General features: G+C 46.0%; 11 protein-coding genes. 6 read left to right on the top strand and 5 right to left on the bottom strand.

All coding sequences use genetic code 11. The features are described from left to right. The first annotated feature begins 75 nt into the window (after positions 1-75). Entirely contained in the window at positions 76-3018 is a 2943-nt protein-coding gene (locus tag ACE1CM_RS29845) for an EAL domain-containing protein (RefSeq protein WP_374882480.1), read from the top strand. A gap of 185 nt (positions 3019-3203) precedes the next feature. Here ACE1CM_RS29845 and cobN read toward each other — a convergent pair whose 3' ends face one another. Then, a complete protein-coding gene (gene cobN, locus ACE1CM_RS29840) occupies positions 3204-7208 on the bottom strand; it encodes a cobaltochelatase subunit CobN (RefSeq protein ID WP_374882479.1) in 4005 nt (1334 codons plus the stop codon). A gap of 157 nt (positions 7209-7365) precedes the next feature. On the opposite strand from cobN, the gene ACE1CM_RS29835 reads away from it, so the two are divergent. Continuing rightward, entirely contained in the window at positions 7366-9675 is a 2310-nt protein-coding gene (locus ACE1CM_RS29835) for an ATP-binding protein (protein ID WP_374882477.1), read from the top strand. A 148-nt stretch (positions 9676-9823) separates the two neighbouring features. Beyond that, positions 9824-10495: an N-acetylmannosamine-6-phosphate 2-epimerase gene (locus ACE1CM_RS29830; protein ID WP_374882476.1), complete on the top strand. Its 672-nt coding sequence runs from the start codon at positions 9824-9826 to the stop codon at positions 10493-10495. A gap of 348 nt (positions 10496-10843) precedes the next feature. On the opposite strand, the gene ACE1CM_RS29825 is transcribed toward ACE1CM_RS29830, so the two are convergent. Beyond that, entirely contained in the window at positions 10844-12004 is a 1161-nt protein-coding gene (locus ACE1CM_RS29825) for a hypothetical protein (RefSeq protein ID WP_374882475.1), read from the bottom strand. Between ACE1CM_RS29825 and ACE1CM_RS29820 the strand changes: the two genes are divergently transcribed. Next, on the top strand, positions 11996-13039 hold the full coding sequence (locus ACE1CM_RS29820) for a metallophosphoesterase (RefSeq protein WP_374882473.1): 1044 nt from the start codon (positions 11996-11998) through the stop codon (positions 13037-13039). The two genes, ACE1CM_RS29825 and ACE1CM_RS29820, sit on opposite strands and share 9 nt — an antisense overlap. 34 nt (positions 13040-13073) lie before the next feature. Here ACE1CM_RS29820 and ACE1CM_RS29815 read toward each other — a convergent pair whose 3' ends face one another. Continuing rightward, a complete protein-coding gene (locus ACE1CM_RS29815) occupies positions 13074-13760 on the bottom strand; it encodes a Uma2 family endonuclease (protein ID WP_374882472.1) in 687 nt (228 codons plus the stop codon). A 62-nt stretch (positions 13761-13822) separates the two neighbouring features. Here ACE1CM_RS29815 and ACE1CM_RS29810 point away from each other — a divergent pair, with 62 nt between their 5' ends. Continuing rightward, the gene (locus ACE1CM_RS29810; RefSeq protein ID WP_374882471.1) at positions 13823-14305 is read left to right on the top strand and encodes a PD-(D/E)XK nuclease superfamily protein; all 483 of its coding nucleotides are present in this window, start codon (positions 13823-13825) and stop codon (positions 14303-14305) included. A gap of 122 nt (positions 14306-14427) precedes the next feature. On the opposite strand, the gene ACE1CM_RS29805 is transcribed toward ACE1CM_RS29810, so the two are convergent. Next, positions 14428-15252 carry a DNA adenine methylase gene (locus ACE1CM_RS29805; RefSeq protein WP_374882470.1) on the bottom strand — a complete coding sequence of 275 codons (825 nt, stop codon included), beginning with the start codon at positions 15250-15252 and terminating at the stop codon, positions 14428-14430. 105 nt (positions 15253-15357) lie between these two features. Between ACE1CM_RS29805 and ACE1CM_RS29800 the strand changes: the two genes are divergently transcribed. Then, complete coding sequence (locus tag ACE1CM_RS29800; protein ID WP_374882469.1) at positions 15358-15762, top strand: NIL domain-containing protein; 405 nt, start codon at positions 15358-15360, stop codon at positions 15760-15762. Between the two features lie 152 nt (positions 15763-15914). Here ACE1CM_RS29800 and ACE1CM_RS29795 read toward each other — a convergent pair whose 3' ends face one another. After that, positions 15915-17384, bottom strand: a complete 1470-nt coding sequence (locus ACE1CM_RS29795) for a phytoene desaturase family protein (RefSeq protein WP_374882468.1) — start codon at positions 17382-17384, stop codon at positions 15915-15917. Positions 17385-18011 lie beyond the last annotated feature (627 nt).

The following is an 18011-nucleotide window of genomic DNA, read 5'->3' as shown; positions in this document are numbered from 1 at the left end:
AATAATAAGGAGAAGGTGAAATAGCTTTTTGAATCGCGAGAAAGAACCGCAAGTATTCAATAGCAAAATAGGAAAATGATAGAGGAATTTTGGGTAAGAGAGGCAGTTATACAATCGGGTTTGTGGTTAAATTTAGCAAGCGGCCTGATCGGAGTATTGATTGGCCTGTGTATCTTAGCACCAACCTCGAAGCTGCTCAAAACAAGGGTGCAATCAAAACCAGTTGGCGATCGATGGGACAAGTCCCGACCAAGTACTAATGAGAACCAAACACCCCCAGGGTTAGAAATTAAATACGAAGAGTGTACTGCCAAGTTAAAGATAGCTAACGAGCAATTGCAGCAGGAAATAGTGAAGCGGCAAAAAGCGGAAGCAGAATTAGAGCGATCGCTTGCGTTGTTGCTGGGAACCCTGGAATCAACGGGGGATGGCATAATAGCCACTAAAAACGGCGAAACCATAGTGACTTTTAATCGTCGGTTCGTCGAAATGTTCGACATTCCCGAAGAAGTTATAGAGTCGCGATCGCTAACAGCAATACTACCGTTGATGTTAGAAAAATTCAAATATCCCGAACAATATCTTGGTCAAGCTAAAGACTTGCTCGCCGAACCAGATGCAGAAGCATACGGAGTATTCGCTCTCAAAGATGGCAGAATTTTCGAGAGCTATTACCTAAACCAGCGGTTAGGAGAAAAGATCGTTGGCAGAGTTTGTAGCTTTCGGGATATTAGCCATATTTGGCTAATTGAGCATCAATTACTGGAAGCGAGTGCTGAAATAAAAGCCATATTTGGTGCATTTCCCGACTTATATTTTCGCCTCGATGCCAACGGCAGGATTATTGATTATCAGGCAGGGCGAGAATCACAAGCTTTTCTGCCAGCGGGACAATTACTGGATTGCCTTTTGCAAGATGTTTTTCCACCCAGCGTAGCGGAGCGCTTTCGGGATGCGATCGCCAAGGTTATGAAGACAAAGTCGTTAGTGGCGATTGAATATTCCCTGCCGATTCAAAACGTCGAAAAAACCTTTGAAGGGCGGTTTGTACCGTTCCAGAAAACCCAAGTCATCCTGATCGTGCGCGATATTACCAAACGCAAACGAGCCGAAAAAACATTACGCAACAGCGAAAAACGCCTTCGCAAACAAAACCGAGCATTGGCATATTTAGCAAAAAGTAAAACATTGAATCACGGCAGTCTCAGCGCTGCTGTGGAAGAAATTACAGGAGTTGCTGCTAGTATCCTAGAGGTTGAGCGTGCGGCGGTGTGGTTATATAACGAAAATTGCTCCCAGTTGCGCCGCCTTAATTTGTACGATCGAAATAATGGTCATAATGCAGAAACAATTGAGATAGCAGCAAGCGACTATCCCGCCTATTTTGCAGCATTGACACAAGAGCGAACAATAGCTGCGTATGATGTTAGTACCGATCTGAGAACGCAAGAATATTACCGTTCCAATCTTGGCGTACTGGGGATGACTTCCCTATTAACTGCACCGATTTGGTTGCAAGGCAAAATGGTGGGGATTGTCTGTCACGAACACCTGGGAACTAAGCGCAAGTGGGGGATGGAAGAACAAAATTTTGCCGCTGCGATCGCCGATCTAGTATCCTTGGCGCTAGAAGCTTCTGAACGGCAGCGCTCGGCAGAAATGATTCGCTATCAGGCAAACTACGACCTGTTAACGGGATTGCCTAATAAAATGCTATTCAACGAGCGACTGTCTCAAGCACTAACAGATGCAGCTAGCAGTCAAAGCATTTTGGGCGTAATGTTTTTAGACTTGGATCGTTTCAAACAGATCAACGATACCTTGGGTCATTTGATAGGCGATCGCTTGTTGCAAGGGGTTGCTAAACGGTTAGTTAAATGCTTGCGGGAGGAAGACACAATTGCTCGTTGGGGAGGCGATGAATTCACCGTCTTACTGACCCATATTAAGTCTAAAGAAGATGCCGCCAAAATTGCCGAAAGAATTCTCGAAGCACTCAAACCAGATCTGGAGATAGAGGGACATCACCTTCATATCAGTAGCAGCATCGGTATCGCCATCTATCCTTCTGACGGCACAGATAGCGAAACGCTGTTAAAGAATGCAGATGCTGCTCTTTACCGCGCTAAAGAACAGAACCGGAATAACTATCAGTTTTATAACTCGGTTATGAATTCTAATGCTTCTGAATTATTGATTGTAGAACATAAGCTACACGCAGCTTTAGAACAACAACAATTTGTTGTTCACTACCAACCTCAAATTAATACATCCGCTGGTAAAATTACCCAGATGGAAGCTTTGGTGCGTTGGCAACATCCGCAACAGGGGTTTATGTCCCCCGAAACATTTATCCCGTTGGCTGAAGAAAACGGACTGATTATACCCATCGGCGAATGGGTGCTAAAAACTGCCTGCGCTCAAAATAAAGCTTGGCAAAATGCCGGGTTGCCGCCGATATCCGTAGCAGTTAACCTTTCAGCTCGACAATTTCAGGAAGCTAATTTGGTAGATATGGTCGGACGAGTTTTGTCAGAAACAAGTTTAGAACCAAAGTTTTTAGAATTAGAAATTACTGAATCTGTTGCGATGAAAAATGTGGAGTACACCAGGGAAACTCTTTTGGAATTGCATCACATGGGAGTCCGCATTTCACTCGATGATTTTGGCACAGGATATTCTTCGCTCTCCTATCTGAAAAAGTTGCCGCTGCACAAGCTAAAAATAGACAAATCCTTTGTGATCGACCTGACAAAAGATCCTAATGATGCGGCTATTATTGCGGCGATAGTGGCTTTAGGCAAGGTACTAAATATCAAGGTGGTTGCAGAAGGAGTGGAAACAGTAGAACACAAGGAGTTATTGCGGAGTCTCCGCTGCAAATACATGCAGGGGTACTTCTTTAGTCGTCCTCTTTCCGCCGAGGATGCTACTCACCTTTTGCAAAACTCTGAGTGGATCAAGGTGAAAACTTCGGGTTGGATTGGAGTTTCCAAACTTTGTTTTAGTTCCCATTGATCTGTAATATCATGTACGCTTGAATACCCATAGTTAGGACTGACGCGGGGACGCGGGGATGCGGGGACGCGGAGAGTTTTAATTAAGGGCAATTTGCCGGACATCATATAAATGGCTAATGGCTAATTGCTAATTGGTAATTGGTAATGGCCTTTTTGCGATTAGCGATTAGCGATTAGCCAATATTACAATGTGAAGTTTGTAGCTTCTATATTGGCTTCTGCTTGGTGGGCGATCGCTCGCAATTTATCCACGGTTTCTGGGTCAACTTTTTGCCACAAACCCCGCTGGTTTGCTTCTAACAAACGTTCTGCCATATCTCGCAATGCCCAAGGGTTTTTCTGTTGAATAAATGCCTGTACATCTGGAGCGAATAAATATGCTTCTGCAACTCCTTCATACATAAAATCTTCTACGCAGTTAGCCGTTGCATCGTAGGCAAATAAATAATCTACCGTTGCTGCGATTTCAAACGCGCCTTTGTAACCGTGGCGCATCGCCCCAGCAATCCATTTAGGATTAACGACGCGCGAACGATACACGCGGGCAATTTCTGATTTTAACTGCCTAACTTTGGGATTACTCGGAATAGAATTATCGCCGAAATAGGTTTGAGGATTTTTGCCCGTTAATGCACGCACCGATGCCGTTAAACCGCCTTGAAACTGATAGTAATCATCTGAATCTAGTAAGTCGTGTTCCCGGTTATCTTGATTGTGCAATACTATTTGCATTTGCCGCAGTCGCTGTTCAAAGGCTTCTGGATCTGCGTTGGGTAATGGGTAATTGGTAATCGGTAATTGGTTTTTACCCTCGTTCCCTGACTCCGCCTGGGAATGGAATGACCTATTACCAAATCCTGATGTATAAGCGTAACAACTCCAGTTAATATAGGCACGGGCAAGGTCTTGTTCATCTGTCCAGTTTTGGGATTCAATTAAACCTTGCAATCCCGCACCGTAAGCACCAGGTTTTGAGCCAAAAATACGATAGCGCGATCGCACTAATGCCTGTTCTTCTCCCACCCCAGCACCTATCCACATCTGGGTTTCCTGGCGCACAGCAGCTGCCAAAGGATTGCCATCCGGCGTCTCATCCAGCGCCGCCACGGCTGCGACGGCTTGGTCGAATAAATCGATTAAATTCGGGAAAGCATCCCGGAAAAAGCCGGAAATTCTCAACGTCACATCTACGCGGGGACGCCCCAAAATCGATATTGGTAAAATTTCAAAATCTACCACCCGCCGCGACGGGCCATCCCACACCGGCTGGACGCCGATTAACGCCAATGCTTCGGCGATGTCGTCGCCGCCAGTCCGCATCGTGGATGTCCCCCATACGGATAAACACAGTGCTTTCGGATACTCTCCGTTTTCTTGGGCGTAGCGTTCGATTAAAGCTTCTGCCGCCTTGCGTCCGACATCCCAAGCTGTTTCGGTGGGAATTCCCCTGATATCAACTGAGTAAAAATTGCGACCAGTGGGTAAAACCTCCGGGCGTCCCCGCGTGGGTGCGCCAGAGGGGGCGGGGGGGACGAAGCGCCCGTCGAGTCCGCGCAACAGGTTGGTAATTTCTTGGTGAGTTTGTTGCAATGCGGGGAGGAGGTGCGCGCGTATCCAGTCTAGTTCGCGTTGGGTGGCTTTTAAAGATGCTCTTGTGCAGGTGTGCTGTTCGCACTCAGATATTAGTTGTTCGACTAATTTAGCTGCATGTTCTTCCAGAAGTTCAACCATATCGCCGACGGTGCGACATTCTTTACCAATGATTGATGACTGATGGCTAATACCTGCTGACATATCAGCGGTAAGCGGGTCAAAATCTAGGCCGAAATCTTGAGCTAAGGCGCGAGTTAAACCGAGACGACCGACCCCTGGATGACGAGCGATCGCAACTATCAAATCTCGCAGTTGTCGTCCTGGGGGACATTGGCCAAAAATATGCAACCCATCGCGTATTTGGGCTTCTTTTAGTTCGCAAAGATAGCCGTCTAGTTGGGTAATTGGTAATGGGTAATTGGTAATGGGTAATTGGTTTTCTTGCCTATTAGCGATTTGCAAGTCTTGATGCAAGTTTTCTTTTTCTACTAGCTGGGCGATGCGCGATCGGATTGCTGGGAGTCGGGAGGGGTCTAAATTCTGTGCTTCGTAATACTCGTCTATTAAACTTTCCAATTGTTGCAGCGGACCGTATAATTCTGCCCTGGTCATCGGTGGCGTGAGGTGAGCGATAATAACCGCTTGGGCGCGACGTTTTGCAGATGAACCTTCACCGGGGTCGTTGACAATAAATGGGTAGAGGTGGGGCAAAGCGCCGAGGGCGATTTCGGGATAACATTGATTCGATAGGGCGACGCTTTTACCCGGTAACCATTCTAAATTACCGTGCTTGCCGATATGAGCGATCGCGTGACAGCCAAAATGTTTTCGCACCCAATAATAAAACGCCAGATAATTATGGGGCGGTTCTAAATCCGGGGCGTGGTAGTTTAAACTGGGGTCGAGATCGTAGCCCCGACTCGGTTGAATTCCGACAAAAATATTGCCTAGTTGAATGCCGGGAATTGCTAATTGGTAATTGCTAATTGCTAATTGGTTTTCTTTGCTATTACCCTCGTTCCCTGGTTCCGCCTGGGAATGGAATGACCCATTACCAATTCCCCAGCGATCGCATATTTCTTTCTGCACCTCAACTGGCAAGGTAGCAAAATACGCTTGATATTCCTCCAAAGATAACTGCTGCATTGCGGGGCGCAATTGTTGCCCTTCGGGGTCATTGGTCACCCCAGCGGTTAAACGTTGCATCAGTTCATCCCCCGTTGCGGGTATATTTTCTACCCAGTATCCAGCTTGTTGCAGCGCCTTGAGAATTTCTACACAACTTGCAGGGGTATCGAGTCCCACACCATTGGCGAGTCTGCCATCGCGACACGGATAATTTGCCAAAATTAGAGCAATTCGTCGCTTTTCTGGGGGAGTTTGCCGCAGTCGCACCCAGTTAGCGGCTAATTCGGCCACAAATTCTATCCGTTCTAAATGGGGTTGATAAATTACTACATCCGTCTCTAACTGGGAATTTTGGGTTTGTATTGCTTTAAAAGAAACCGCACGGGTAATGATTCGCCCATCCACCTCTGGTAGCGCGACATTCATCGCCATATCGCGGGGGGAAAGTCCCTGAAATTGGGCTGACCACTGTTCTACAGTGCCGCCGCTGAGGATAACTTGCAAAACGGGGACATCTAGATTGTGGATTGAATCTGAATTAGACTTCTCCCATAAATCTTGTGGAATAGGCGTCTCGCCTGTCTTGGGGCTGAATTTTGGCTCAAGTCTAATCGAAAAGCTAAAATCTGCAACTGCAAAACTGGTGGTGTTGAGTATCAGTTGCACGGGTGCTGTTTCTGGCGGCTGGAAATATTGGGATAATTCGGCTTGGACATCGCGATCGCGCAACGAAGAAACAAATACCGGCACTGGTTCTAACTGTCGTGCCGCTAAAGCTTGACAAAGCGCATCAATTGGGAGTGTATTTCCCGCCAAATAATGCGCGCGATAAAACAACAGTCCCACTTTAGGAAGTAGGGAACAAGATGGGTCGATGTCATTCCCCGCGTCTCCGGGTCCCCGCGTCCAAGAGTCCTCTTGCCGATAAAGCCCCACCCGCGGCACTTCTTGGGGTGGCGGTGGGTTGTGGGATTGTCCCAGGCAGATATCGGCGACAAATTTGAGGGCGTTAACGCAATTTTCGCTGCCGCCTTCGGTGAAGTAGCGCCATACTTGGTTAACCTTTGATAGAGAAACCGTGGAAAGAGCGAGCAAATCGGGGTCGGGGCGGTCATCTCCGGGGAGTACAATCAGTGCGGCGCCGGTTTGCCGTACTGTCTCCTGTAGGACTTCCAATCCATAAGACCAGTAAGCGCGTCCCCCCAATAACCGCAGGATAATTACCCGTGCTGATGTCAGAACAAGTTCTGCATAGGTATCGATGGTTAGCTGTTGCTGCAACTGCAATAGATTGACCACCCGTAGTGCTGGAAAGTCATCGGGTAGTTGCTTGACAGCGGCAACCAGGGTTTGAATATCGGTGTCGGCAGCAGTCAGAATGACTATAGGAGCAGGGGTTTGCTCGACAAAGATTACACCTTCAGTGTCAGGATTCCAACCCCCAGGGGTGGCGGCGATACGATGCATAGTATTTTGTAGATATTACCTATACAAACCATTAAGTCTTGTCCCAGTTCTGGAATCGGGATTGATAATTAATTAAATATGTTCCCTGAATGATGGCGCCAAAGGTTAGAAGCTTTGATGTGCCCAAGCATTCAGCTTTTGATAATAAACCCTTCAAATGCTAAGTTACCAAAGTTCAATTTTACGTCGCACTTTGCCCCTTGCCAATTTTAATCGGCTGCGGCTGGCATTGGGGCAGATGGCTCAAAGAGTTGGGGAAGGTGCGCTACTGTTGACCGAAGATGTGGTGCAGGGGATGTCCGTTCCTACCACAATGTTGCCAGAACGCTTTACCTTCTTGGTGTCGCAGCGGTTTAGTGCCTTGCTGTTGGGGACGGCTTGCGAGTCACAACCGTTGGATTGCCCAAATCCTCAGCAGAAATGCTATCACGTGGGGTTGAGTTTTGCTCCGGAAGCGATCGCTGCCTTTGTTTCCCAACTCACCAGTCTACTCAACAATAGTCCCATTGCCGCAGAAACTTTAAAACAAGCCAATCGTATCCTCCAACCCAACGACGCCAGCCTTCAGAGCGAGTTTACCCTCTCGTTGCTAGAAATTCTGGCGAGCGATACCAGCTTTGAGCCTACCCTAGAAACAGATTACCCCTATGTTTCTGTTTGTCAACCCGTCCAAGATGCTTTGCGCCAACAAGTCGAACAAGAGGGCGTCCTGAATCAGGTAACAACCCAAATCCGCCAGACTCTGGAGTTACCGGCAATCCTGGAAACAGCACTTGAACAGGTTCGCTCTTTTTTGCAGGCAGATCGATTAGTAATTTATCAATTTCAGCCAGAAGTCAAAATTCAGAATAATGATGAATCAATGATTCCTTGCGAAGGTTGGGGGCGCGTTACCTACGAAGCCAGAGTCTCCGATGCTATAGTTTCTGTGCTGTATTCTGGTGAGGATAAGCGCTGCTTTGTTGATGTGCCAAACCGTCGGGAGAAATATCGCCAAGGCTTCACCCTGGCGGTGGAAGATGTCGAAAGTACTTACGTCTTCTCCGAGTGCATGTTGGAGTTCATGGGAAGAATTCAGGTACGAGCCAAGTTGGTTGTGCCGATTGTGGTTCAAGATCAATTGTGGGGGTTGCTGATTGCCCATCAATGTTTTGAGCCGCGTCAATGGCAGGAAAGCGAAAAAACCTTTCTGCGGCATATTGCAGAACACTTAGCGATTGCAATTCACCAAGCCGAACTTTATGCTCAGGTGCAACAACAAAAACAAACCCTAGAACAAAGGGTGATCGAACGCACTTCTGAACTGCAAGACGCCCTGCTAGCCGCCCAATCTGCCAATCGCGCCAAGAGCGAATTTCTGGCAACGATGAGTCACGAATTGCGGACGCCCCTCACCTGCATTATCGGGCTATCTTCCACTCTGTTGCGTTGGTCTTTTGGTCAACTCACCCAGCGACAGCGGGATTACCTACAAACTATCCACGATAACGGCGAACACCTGCTAGGACTGATCAACGATATCCTCGATTTGTCTCAGGTGGAAGCGGGTAAAACTGTGTTAAATATCACCGATTTTTCCCTTTCTGAACTGGCAATTCAAACGGTGCAAACCCTGCGGGGAAAAGCCATCGAACACGGCGTCTATTTGGCGATAAATTTACGGATTCCTTCCAACAAAGACAGCTTTAGAGCTGACCCCAAGCGCCTTAAACAAATTCTGTTGAATTTGTTGAGCAATGGCATTAAATTCACACCCGATGGCAAAGTCATCCTGCGGGTTTGGTTAGAAGGAAATACCGCTGTCTTTCAGGTAGAAGACACCGGCATCGGCATTCCCGAACATCAGCGACATTTACTGTTTCAGAAGTTTCAACAGTTAGATACTTCATACAATCGCGAATACGAAGGCGTTGGTTTGGGTTTGGCTTTAACAAAACAACTGATAGAACTTCATAGAGGCCGAATTGAAGTTGAATCTACTGTCGGAGTCGGCTCGATTTTTACAGTTTGGCTACCCTGTCAACCGATAACATCTATTGGGGGAGATGCCGCAGCACGCGCAGCAGATATTCTTCCAGGTCGCGTTGCTTTAATTGGCGATCGGGAAGAAAGTGCTACCCTGATCTGCGATATTCTCACCGCAGCAGACTATCAGATGGTATGGTTAATTGAAGGGTCTGCTGCTGTTAAGCAAATTGAGATTTTACAACCACAGATCGTCATAGTGGACGTGCAACTATCTGGAATGAGTGGTTATGAAGTCATGCGGTTATTGCGTAGCTCGAAGGCAACACGGGGCATCAAAATTTTGGCGCTAATTCCTCAAGAAACGCCAGAAAATCTGTCAAATATACTCGCTGAGGGAGCCGATGATTATTTGACTAAACCCGTTATTCCCGAACAGTTATTAGATGCCGTCTCTGCCTTGATGGTTGCTGATGTTCCAGCTGCTTGCGCGATTAAATGATGGGTGGATTGGTAATTGCTAATTGCTAATTGCTAATTGCTAATTCTCCTCATACCCAAAAAGGGGCGGGTTTATTTTAACGATCTGTTGCAGTTTAATGGTTATTGGTAAAACCCGCCCCTACAAAAATCAGCTTATGTTACCAGAAATGATATCGCTCCGTGGAGGTCTAATTGTTTCCTGTCAGGCGCCTGCTGACTCGCCGCTACACGATCCCGCGATCATTGCTGCAATCGCGCAAGCGGCGGTGAACCAAGGCGCAGTAGGGTTGCGAATTGATACTCCCTATCATGTCAGCGCGGTGCGGCAAAAAGTTAAATTGCCGATTATCGGACTGTGGAAACAGCAAATACCAGGTTATGAAGTTTACATTACACCACGGTATGAAGACGCAGAAGCGATCGCCTCTGCGGGTGCGGATATCATCGCCATCGACGCGACGCTGCGACAACGCCCGAATGGGGAAACAGTCGCGGGGTTAATTAAGCGAATTCACGATGAATTGGGCAAATTGGTGATGGCGGATGTGGATACAATTGAGAATGCGAAGTCAGCTGCCCAAGCGGGTGCTGATATTGTAGGAACAACTCTCTACGGTTACACAAACGAAACCAAACATTTGTCTCCCCCCGGTTTTGAATTGCTGACTCAAATGGTAGAAAAATTAGACATTCCCGTAATTTGCGAAGGCGGTATTTCTTCTCCAAAAATGGCACGAGAAGCGCTTAATTTAGGTGCTTATGCAGTTGTAGTTGGTACGGCTATTACCGGGATTGATTATTTGGTAAAAGCGTATGTAGAGGGGATTGGTAATTGCTAATTGCTAATTGCTAATTGGTAATGGGGATTGCTAATTGCTAATTGCTAATTGCTAATTGCTAATTGGTAATGGGGATTGTAGGGGCGGGTTTTACCAAACATTCTGTTCGTTAAATCCGCCCCAACCGATAGTTGATATAATATCATGTCCGGTCGATTACCCATAATTAGGATTAGGGAACAAGATAGATATCTCGGACAAACAAATAACCAGGACTTAGGCAAATCACCAAAGTTTCTCTGAAAAATCGTCGGTTTGATAACTAGAGATATGCACACCCCTAGCACTCGCGTTCGCAGCAAGAAACCCGGTTTTTTGAAAAAACCGGGTTTCTGATTGGTGTATGCCCTACAGCTGACGCTTCAAAACGATGATATTAGACCCAACGATGGGAGAGCGAGCTATCAGTCTGCCTTCAGTGTCGGAAATTTCGACTTTGCTAAAGTCTAATTCCCGCGCCCGACTCCACATATCGGCGGCTAATTTATCCTGTTTAGCCACATCGAAGTTATACCAATCGTCGCTAATTTTAACCGTTAGCTGTCCGGCTTGAAAATTAGCTTGAACAGATTGAATTAACCCAAGAGCGGATTCTTTGGTAATTTCAGCGATTTTATTTTGAATTTCGGCAAGCAATTTTTGCTCTGGGGTTAAAACTGCGGCAGGCGGCAAAACAGTTTCTACAGGTTTGGATGGTTTGGGTGCGGTTAATTCGGGTGGGGTTTCAACCGCAGGTGGAATTGTTATTTCCGCCGGTGCTTTTGCTTCCTCGGTTGCTTTTACTTCCGGTGCTGGGATAACTTCCGCAGATACTTTGGTTTCCCCTGCTGAGGTAGCTTCCGGAGATGCTTTGATTTCTGGTAGTGGGGTAACTTCCGGAGATACTTTAATTTCTGGTGCTGGGTTGGAAATTGCGGGGGGAACTTTAGCGACTGCTGGGGGTGAGGAGGAGGAATTTAACCAGAAAAAGAGGAGCAAAATTGTACCGATCCCAGCCGACAAAATATCATTATTGGGTAGCTTTTGCTTCACCGACTCCGGCAACAGGGTACGAAGTTTGGCAATAACGGCTTTCCACCACTGCCACAGGGTGATAATAACAGTGCCTGCGATCGCCAACGCATTCGACAGTGGAGAAACTGGTTTTGTCGGTGGGGCAGGTTTAGTTGTTGCTGGCGGTACTGCTGTTACTCCATCCCCTGGAATAGATGCAGGCATTTCTGGGGTAAGCTTCGCCGCCGTTGGGAGGGTATCCGCCGGAGGCTGAATTTGCGCTTGAGGTTGTCCTTCCAGTTGATTCACCGCGCCTTGTAACACCCAAATTGTGCCGCGCAAAGTTTTAACCGTGCCTTCTTTTAGCACAGGTTGGACGGTTTTCCAGGTTTCTCCCAGGGTTTGAACCACTGTTTGAACCGCTTTCCCCGACTGGGACACGGGTGCTTTGGGTGTCGGTGTGGTGGGTGGTATCTGTTGTTCTGTTTCTGGCTGTTGAGGTTGATCTTGTGTCATAAAATCTCCCTTAAGGGCTTTCACTGGTACAAATGCGATCGCCTTGACAAAGCCCTAATTTATCATTCTGGTATTCTGGCTTTTGAACAACTTACAAAGCTTTACGTGAGGATACATATGCGCCTCAATCGTCGTCAATTCTTAATTTTAAGTAGCATTGGGGTTACAAGTTTAGCTTTTTTAGCCAAGTTACTTGGGAATCAAAGCGCCCAAAGTACCTATGTTCAGCCAAGTAAGGATATTCAGCCAAGTTTAACCCCTACCCCTGCCCCAAATCCGCTGCTGTTGCGTTTTATCTCCGTCGCAGATACCGGCACCGGCACCCAAGGACAGTATGCCGTCGCCCAAGCCATGACGCAATATCACAGCCAAAACCCGTTTAATTTGGCAATTTTAGCCGGAGATAACATTTACACCAACGGCGAATTTGAGAAAATTGGTGCAGTTTTTGAGCGTCCTTATCAAAAATTATTACAGCAAGGGGTAAAATTTCACGCTTGTTTGGGCAACCACGATATTCGCACCGACAACGGCGACAAGCAAGTCAGCTATCCCGGTTTTAATATGCAGGGGCGTTACTATACATTTCGCCGCGACTCGGTGCAATTTTTTGCTTTAGATACCAATTTCAACGCCGATTGGAAAAATCAGTTAGTTTGGTTAGAACAACAACTCAGTCGTAGCGATGCCCCTTGGAAAATTGTCTTTGGTCATCATCAGATTTATTCATCCGGCGCTTATGGCGTGAATCAACCATTTATCGAAACCTTAGTACCGCTGTTTAAAAAATCCGGCGTCCAACTTTATATTAACGGACACGACCACAATTACGAACGCACTCGTTCTATTAACGGCACGACTTATTTAATTTGCGGCGGCGGTGCGGGAATTCGACCTGTGGGGCGTTCCGAATGGACCGAACATTCTGCTAGCAAGTTGAGTTTTGCCGCCTTTGAAGTGTATGCAGATCGTATAGTTGTGAGTGGAATTGGAACGGATAACCGCGTGTTCGACCGGGGAATTATTCATGTTTAAGAAACCCGGTTTCTTTGCGTAATTCCTGACCTACTTACTGGCTCAACATTGCTATTAACCAGCGACCAATCGATCCATCATCTTCAGTTTGCGATCTTTTCAGTGCTTCTTCAACCAAAGCCATTTCTAATCCCGGCAAAACTTGAGATACTCGAATTGGCACGCATTCTGTAGCAGACAACAACCAGGCAATAACTGTACCCGCGTTAACATTCACAACCCAATATTCTTTCACTCCCATCCTTTGGTATAGTTTTTGTTTGCGCGTCGTATCATCTTCTAAAGACGAAGCAGCCACCTCAACAACTAGGGTGGGGGGTTCTAATTCATCAATATTGACTGGTGCATTATTCCGAGGCGGGAATCTTAAATTTTCTCCAATATAAAAGGCAATATCTGGCTGTGCTTCCCTCATTCTTGCTTTCCTAAAACTGGTATTTGTCAGTTCTTTGATCGGAATATTATTCAGAGCAGCAAATAAGATGATAACTGTCGAAACAATAGAATTATCTTGACCGTGTGCAGAACCAAGTGGAGACATTTCAACCCTCATGTAACCTTCATCGTAGTAAAACCTCGCGCTTGCTAAGGTTGGATCGTCTGCAAATGTGAGAAAATCTTCCCAGGATACCTCAAGCCAGGTATCGGTTGGAACTGTTTCTAATACTGGCGGGGGATTAACCATGCCTTTGTACCAAAGAGTATCTTTGTTATTTAGCATAGCTTATGGTTTTTTCTGCTGCTATTGTGTCATAATTTGATTAATTATTCTTTGATATAAATATGACTCAAGGTGGTAGAGCAAATAAAGCTGGCAATGTCTTAGAAAAAACTGTAGAAGGAGCTTTGCAGGGACATGGCTATGTCCAAGTAGGTGATAACTTCCCGAAAAAGCAGCGACTAGCATACCTGCTAAACTCTACTAACTTACCAAGAAGGTATGCAAGACAGGTGCATATTGGCCCAGGAATTTATGGTACAGATATCTATGTAGACTTTTATATTATTGGTTCTCCGGCAATTCCTGCCGGTATAATAATTGAGTGTAAATGGCAACAAGTCGGTGGTTCGGTTGACGAAAAACTTCCTTACATCAACTTGAATATCCAAAATTGCTATCCTGCACCCGCTATTGTTTTGCTCGACGGTGGCGGGATGAAACCAGGAGCAATTACTTGGTTAAAGCAACAAGTCGGAGTTAATCAAAATCTGTTAGCAGTCCATACATTGTCTAGTTTTATTATTTGGGCTAACAACAATCTTTAATACGCAAAGAAACCTGGTTTCTCCCAAAAATCCTTGGTTTGGGAATTAGAGATCGAGGGAGAAACCGGGTTTCTCCCCTCGAATTGCGTAAGTTATGTTATGATTTGGGCTAACAACAATCTTTAATATGACGTGACGAGTAACTCGGCAATTTTACCTCGCTTCTTTGCATTAGAGTTAATCGCCCTTGCTGCTGATATATTGTGAATTTTAAACTCGCTGTACAAGTCGCGAATCAAGTCACAATCCGAATTAGATAACATTACTTTTAACCCACGACTGGCAAGTTCAGCAAATACATCTCTTAGCCTAATTTGGTCATCTTTACTAAAAGAATAGCGACTATATGCGGTAAAATTACTCGTGGTACTTATAGGATAGTAAGGCGGATCGAAGTAGACCAGATCGTTGCTTTTAGCATACTTCAGTACCTCGGCAAAACCCCTGACCTCAATTTGGGCTGACTGAAGTGCTGAGCTTGCCGAATAAAGTAAATCGGGATGGCAAATTTTAGGATTTTTGTATTCACCTATGGGAACGTTAAATTTACCTTTGGAGTTTTCCCGATATAGACCATTAAAGCAAGTCTTATTCAGATAAATTAGACGCGCGGCTCTTTCTATATCTGTATTATAAGAACGTTGGCGAACCTGATAATAGTAATCTTTATTATGTTTATGCTGATGTTCTGCCAAAAGTGCAATCAGAGGCTCAACTTTATCCCTGACGCAGCGATAAACGTTAATCAATTCTGGGTTAATATCCGTCAAAACAGCAGATTTTGGCAGGAGATGAAAAAATACAGCCCCACCTCCCAAAAAAGGTTCGTAGTAATTATTAAAATTCTGGGGAAAATAAGGAATGTATTGCTGAATCAGCTTAGTTTTACCACCAGCCCATTTCAGAAAGGGACGGGGAGAAATATCTGGTTGAATATCGATTGACATAGCTGTAAAAATAAAAGCGCTTTCTCATAAATTATGCCTCAAATTCAAGTTAGCGGTTAATTAGATTTTGAGCTAAAATAGCAATAAAGGGAATTATGTAAGGCCGTGAAAAAACGAGTAACGCTAACCTTTCCCAAACGCGCCGTCCAAATGCCAGTGACTTACCGACTGGCAAAGGATTTTAACGTGGCGGCTAATATTATCCGCGCTCAGGTGGCGCCAAATCAAATCGGCAAGCTGGTGGTAGAGTTATCCGGGGATATCGATGCGCTGGATGCGGCGATTGAGTGGATGCGATCGCAAGACATCAATGTCTCCTTCGCTAGTCGCGAAATCCTGATCGACGAAAATATCTGCGTCGATTGCGGACTCTGCACTGGCGTCTGTCCCACGGAAGCCCTTACCCTAGATAAGGAGACGTTTAAGCTGACATTTACGCGCTCGCGCTGTATCGTCTGCGAACAGTGTATCCCGACTTGTCCCGTCCAAGCGATTTCGACTAATTTTTAGGTTTGGTAACAGTTGACAGTTGACAGTTGACAGTTGACAGTTAAAGTTTCTATATGTAGGGTGCGTTAGCGGTAGCGTAACGCACCATTTACCATATTTATGGTCGCTCCATAAGTCTTGAATCTGCAATCTCAAATCTCAAATCTCAAATCTCAAAATAGACTATTGGCGCACAAAATACCGGAAGCGGCGACGGCGGGGACGCCAATTCCAGGCATCGTGCTATCGCCCGTGCGGTACAATCCGGGGATGGGAGTATAGATGCTGGGGAATGTACCTTTACCCGCAGCAATAGCTGGACCATATGTTCCTTTGTATCTGCGGAGATAATAGGCGTGGGTAAGGGGTGTACCGATGAGTTCCAGGACGATGCGATCGCGCAGATCGGGGATAATTTTTTCTAAGGCGCGGAAAAGGGGATGCGATCGCTCTTTTTTCCTATCTTCATAACTATCATCCCGTCGCCATCCATCGAAAGGTTCCAAAGTATAAGCATGGACTACATGATGTCCTTTGGGTGCTAGATTGCTATCCCACACCGAAGGAATCGAAATCATGCAAGTATTCCCAGGTTCGGTAATATCCCGATTAGAATCGCGAAGGACAACGTGATGTCCTGTCAAATGTTCTAACCCTTGACTGCGGATACCTAAATGCAAGTGCATGAAGCTATCCACGGCGGGAGTTAAGAGCGATTGCTGACGATAAGAAGAAGGTAAATCTTCCGGACGCAACAACTTATTATAAGTATCCCAGAGCGTCGCATTGGAAATAACGATGGGTGCTTTTATAACTTCCCCATTCTGCAATCGCACTCCCGCTACTTTCCCCGATTCTACTAATATTTGCTCGACGTGGGCATTCAATCGCAATTTTCCGCCCCAGCGTTGCAAACCTCGCACCAAAGCATCTACAATTGCCCCACTTCCACCGATGGGATAATCGACGCCGATATTAGTACGTTCGCCTAGCATAAAAGCGACTTCAGCGGCGATAGTTCCTTGTGCTTTTAAACCGGATAGCAGAAAACATTCTAAATCGATTAACCGCCGCACCCAAGGATCTTTTACCTCTTTATCCATCACCTCGCCAACGGAACCTTGAATTACTCCCACGTGGGGCAATAATTTTAATAAAGATGGCAAGTATCTTCCCAATAAAATAGGTATGATTTGCCAATCTGCGCGTAAAGCAATAGTAGGAATACCTTTCATCCCATCGTACAAAGGCAACAGGCGATTTTCAAATTTTTCTAATTCTATAGCGCCTTGGGGGGTAATCTTTGCCACAGCATCTCGATATCGCCGCCCATTGCTATAAACCGGAAACGTACCTTCAGGAAAATGATAGTGTCCCAACGGGTCATAAGTAACCGTCTGCAAAGATTCTCCCAGAACATCGAGAACCTGTCGCACCGGATTCAGGCTGCGCGGGTCGCTGAGGCCGCAGTAGAACGAGGGGCCAGAATCAAAGGTAAAGCCGCGCCGCGCGAAGCTGTGAGCCGCGCCGCCCGCAATGGCGTGACTTTCGCATACCAATACCTGCTTGCCGTAACGGGCGAGGAGCGCGGCGGCGGTTAAACCGCCAATGCCGCTACCGATGACAATCGCATCTAAGTTCATATTTAGTTTGCTTGCTATTTACTAATTCTTTATTTTTTATAATCCAAGTTCAAGAAACCCGGTTTTTCTAAAAAACCGGGTTTCTGGGGGGGGGCGAACGCGCGTCCCAAACAGGTTTCCTGCAAGCAGTTTCCGTAAAAATATTTATTTGATTTTTGAAGATGCCGTGAAGAGCCTGTGAAGTTCTGGTAAAAGTAAAATCAAGTTTGCACCAAAATGGTAAGTTTACTGAAACACCTTGATAAATTAGCTGGAATTGAAGGTTATGTTTCGATGAAAATAGTTAAATCTAGTGACTATATTGATCGATCCCAGTGCATGAAGCTGAAAGAATAGTTCTAAAAAGCCCTCTTTCAGCATTTAGAAAACAGTCATGACAAAGTGATGCCTGTTTTCGATTCACCTCACATAGAAACCGGGTTTCAAGCTGCGAACGCGAGTGCTAGGGGTGTGCATATCTCTAGTTCCAAACCAACGATTTTTCGGAGAAACCCGGTTGATTTGCGATTCTCCCGAATTTGTGAAAAATCAAGCAAAAGATGTGAGTTTTCGGCAACAGAAATAGCACAGACTCGCTGAGGCGAATCCGATGAGTACCTGTGCGCACGAGAGCGAGTCTTTTCACTG

The sequence above is a fragment of the Microseira sp. BLCC-F43 genome, assembly GCF_041929235.1.
Taxonomy (GTDB): Bacteria; Cyanobacteriota; Cyanobacteriia; order Cyanobacteriales; family Aerosakkonemataceae; genus Microseira.
The sequence above is the reverse complement of the archived record's forward strand: the minus strand, read 5'-3'. Positions and strand labels throughout refer to the sequence as shown.

Coding starts and splice junctions, on each gene's coding strand:
- ACE1CM_RS29845 (WP_374882480.1), top strand. CDS start 76: ATGATAGAGGAATTTTGGGTAAGAGAGGCAGTTATACAATCGGGTTTG.
- cobN (WP_374882479.1), bottom strand. CDS start 7,208: ATGCATCGTATCGCCGCCACCCCTGGGGGTTGGAATCCTGACACTGAA.
- ACE1CM_RS29835 (WP_374882477.1), top strand. CDS start 7,366: ATGCTAAGTTACCAAAGTTCAATTTTACGTCGCACTTTGCCCCTTGCC.
- ACE1CM_RS29830 (WP_374882476.1), top strand. CDS start 9,824: ATGATATCGCTCCGTGGAGGTCTAATTGTTTCCTGTCAGGCGCCTGCT.
- ACE1CM_RS29825 (WP_374882475.1), bottom strand. CDS start 12,004: ATGACACAAGATCAACCTCAACAGCCAGAAACAGAACAACAGATACCA.
- ACE1CM_RS29815 (WP_374882472.1), bottom strand. CDS start 13,760: ATGCTAAATAACAAAGATACTCTTTGGTACAAAGGCATGGTTAATCCC.
- ACE1CM_RS29810 (WP_374882471.1), top strand. CDS start 13,823: ATGACTCAAGGTGGTAGAGCAAATAAAGCTGGCAATGTCTTAGAAAAA.
- ACE1CM_RS29805 (WP_374882470.1), bottom strand. CDS start 15,252: ATGTCAATCGATATTCAACCAGATATTTCTCCCCGTCCCTTTCTGAAA.
- ACE1CM_RS29795 (WP_374882468.1), bottom strand. CDS start 17,384: ATGAACTTAGATGCGATTGTCATCGGTAGCGGCATTGGCGGTTTAACC.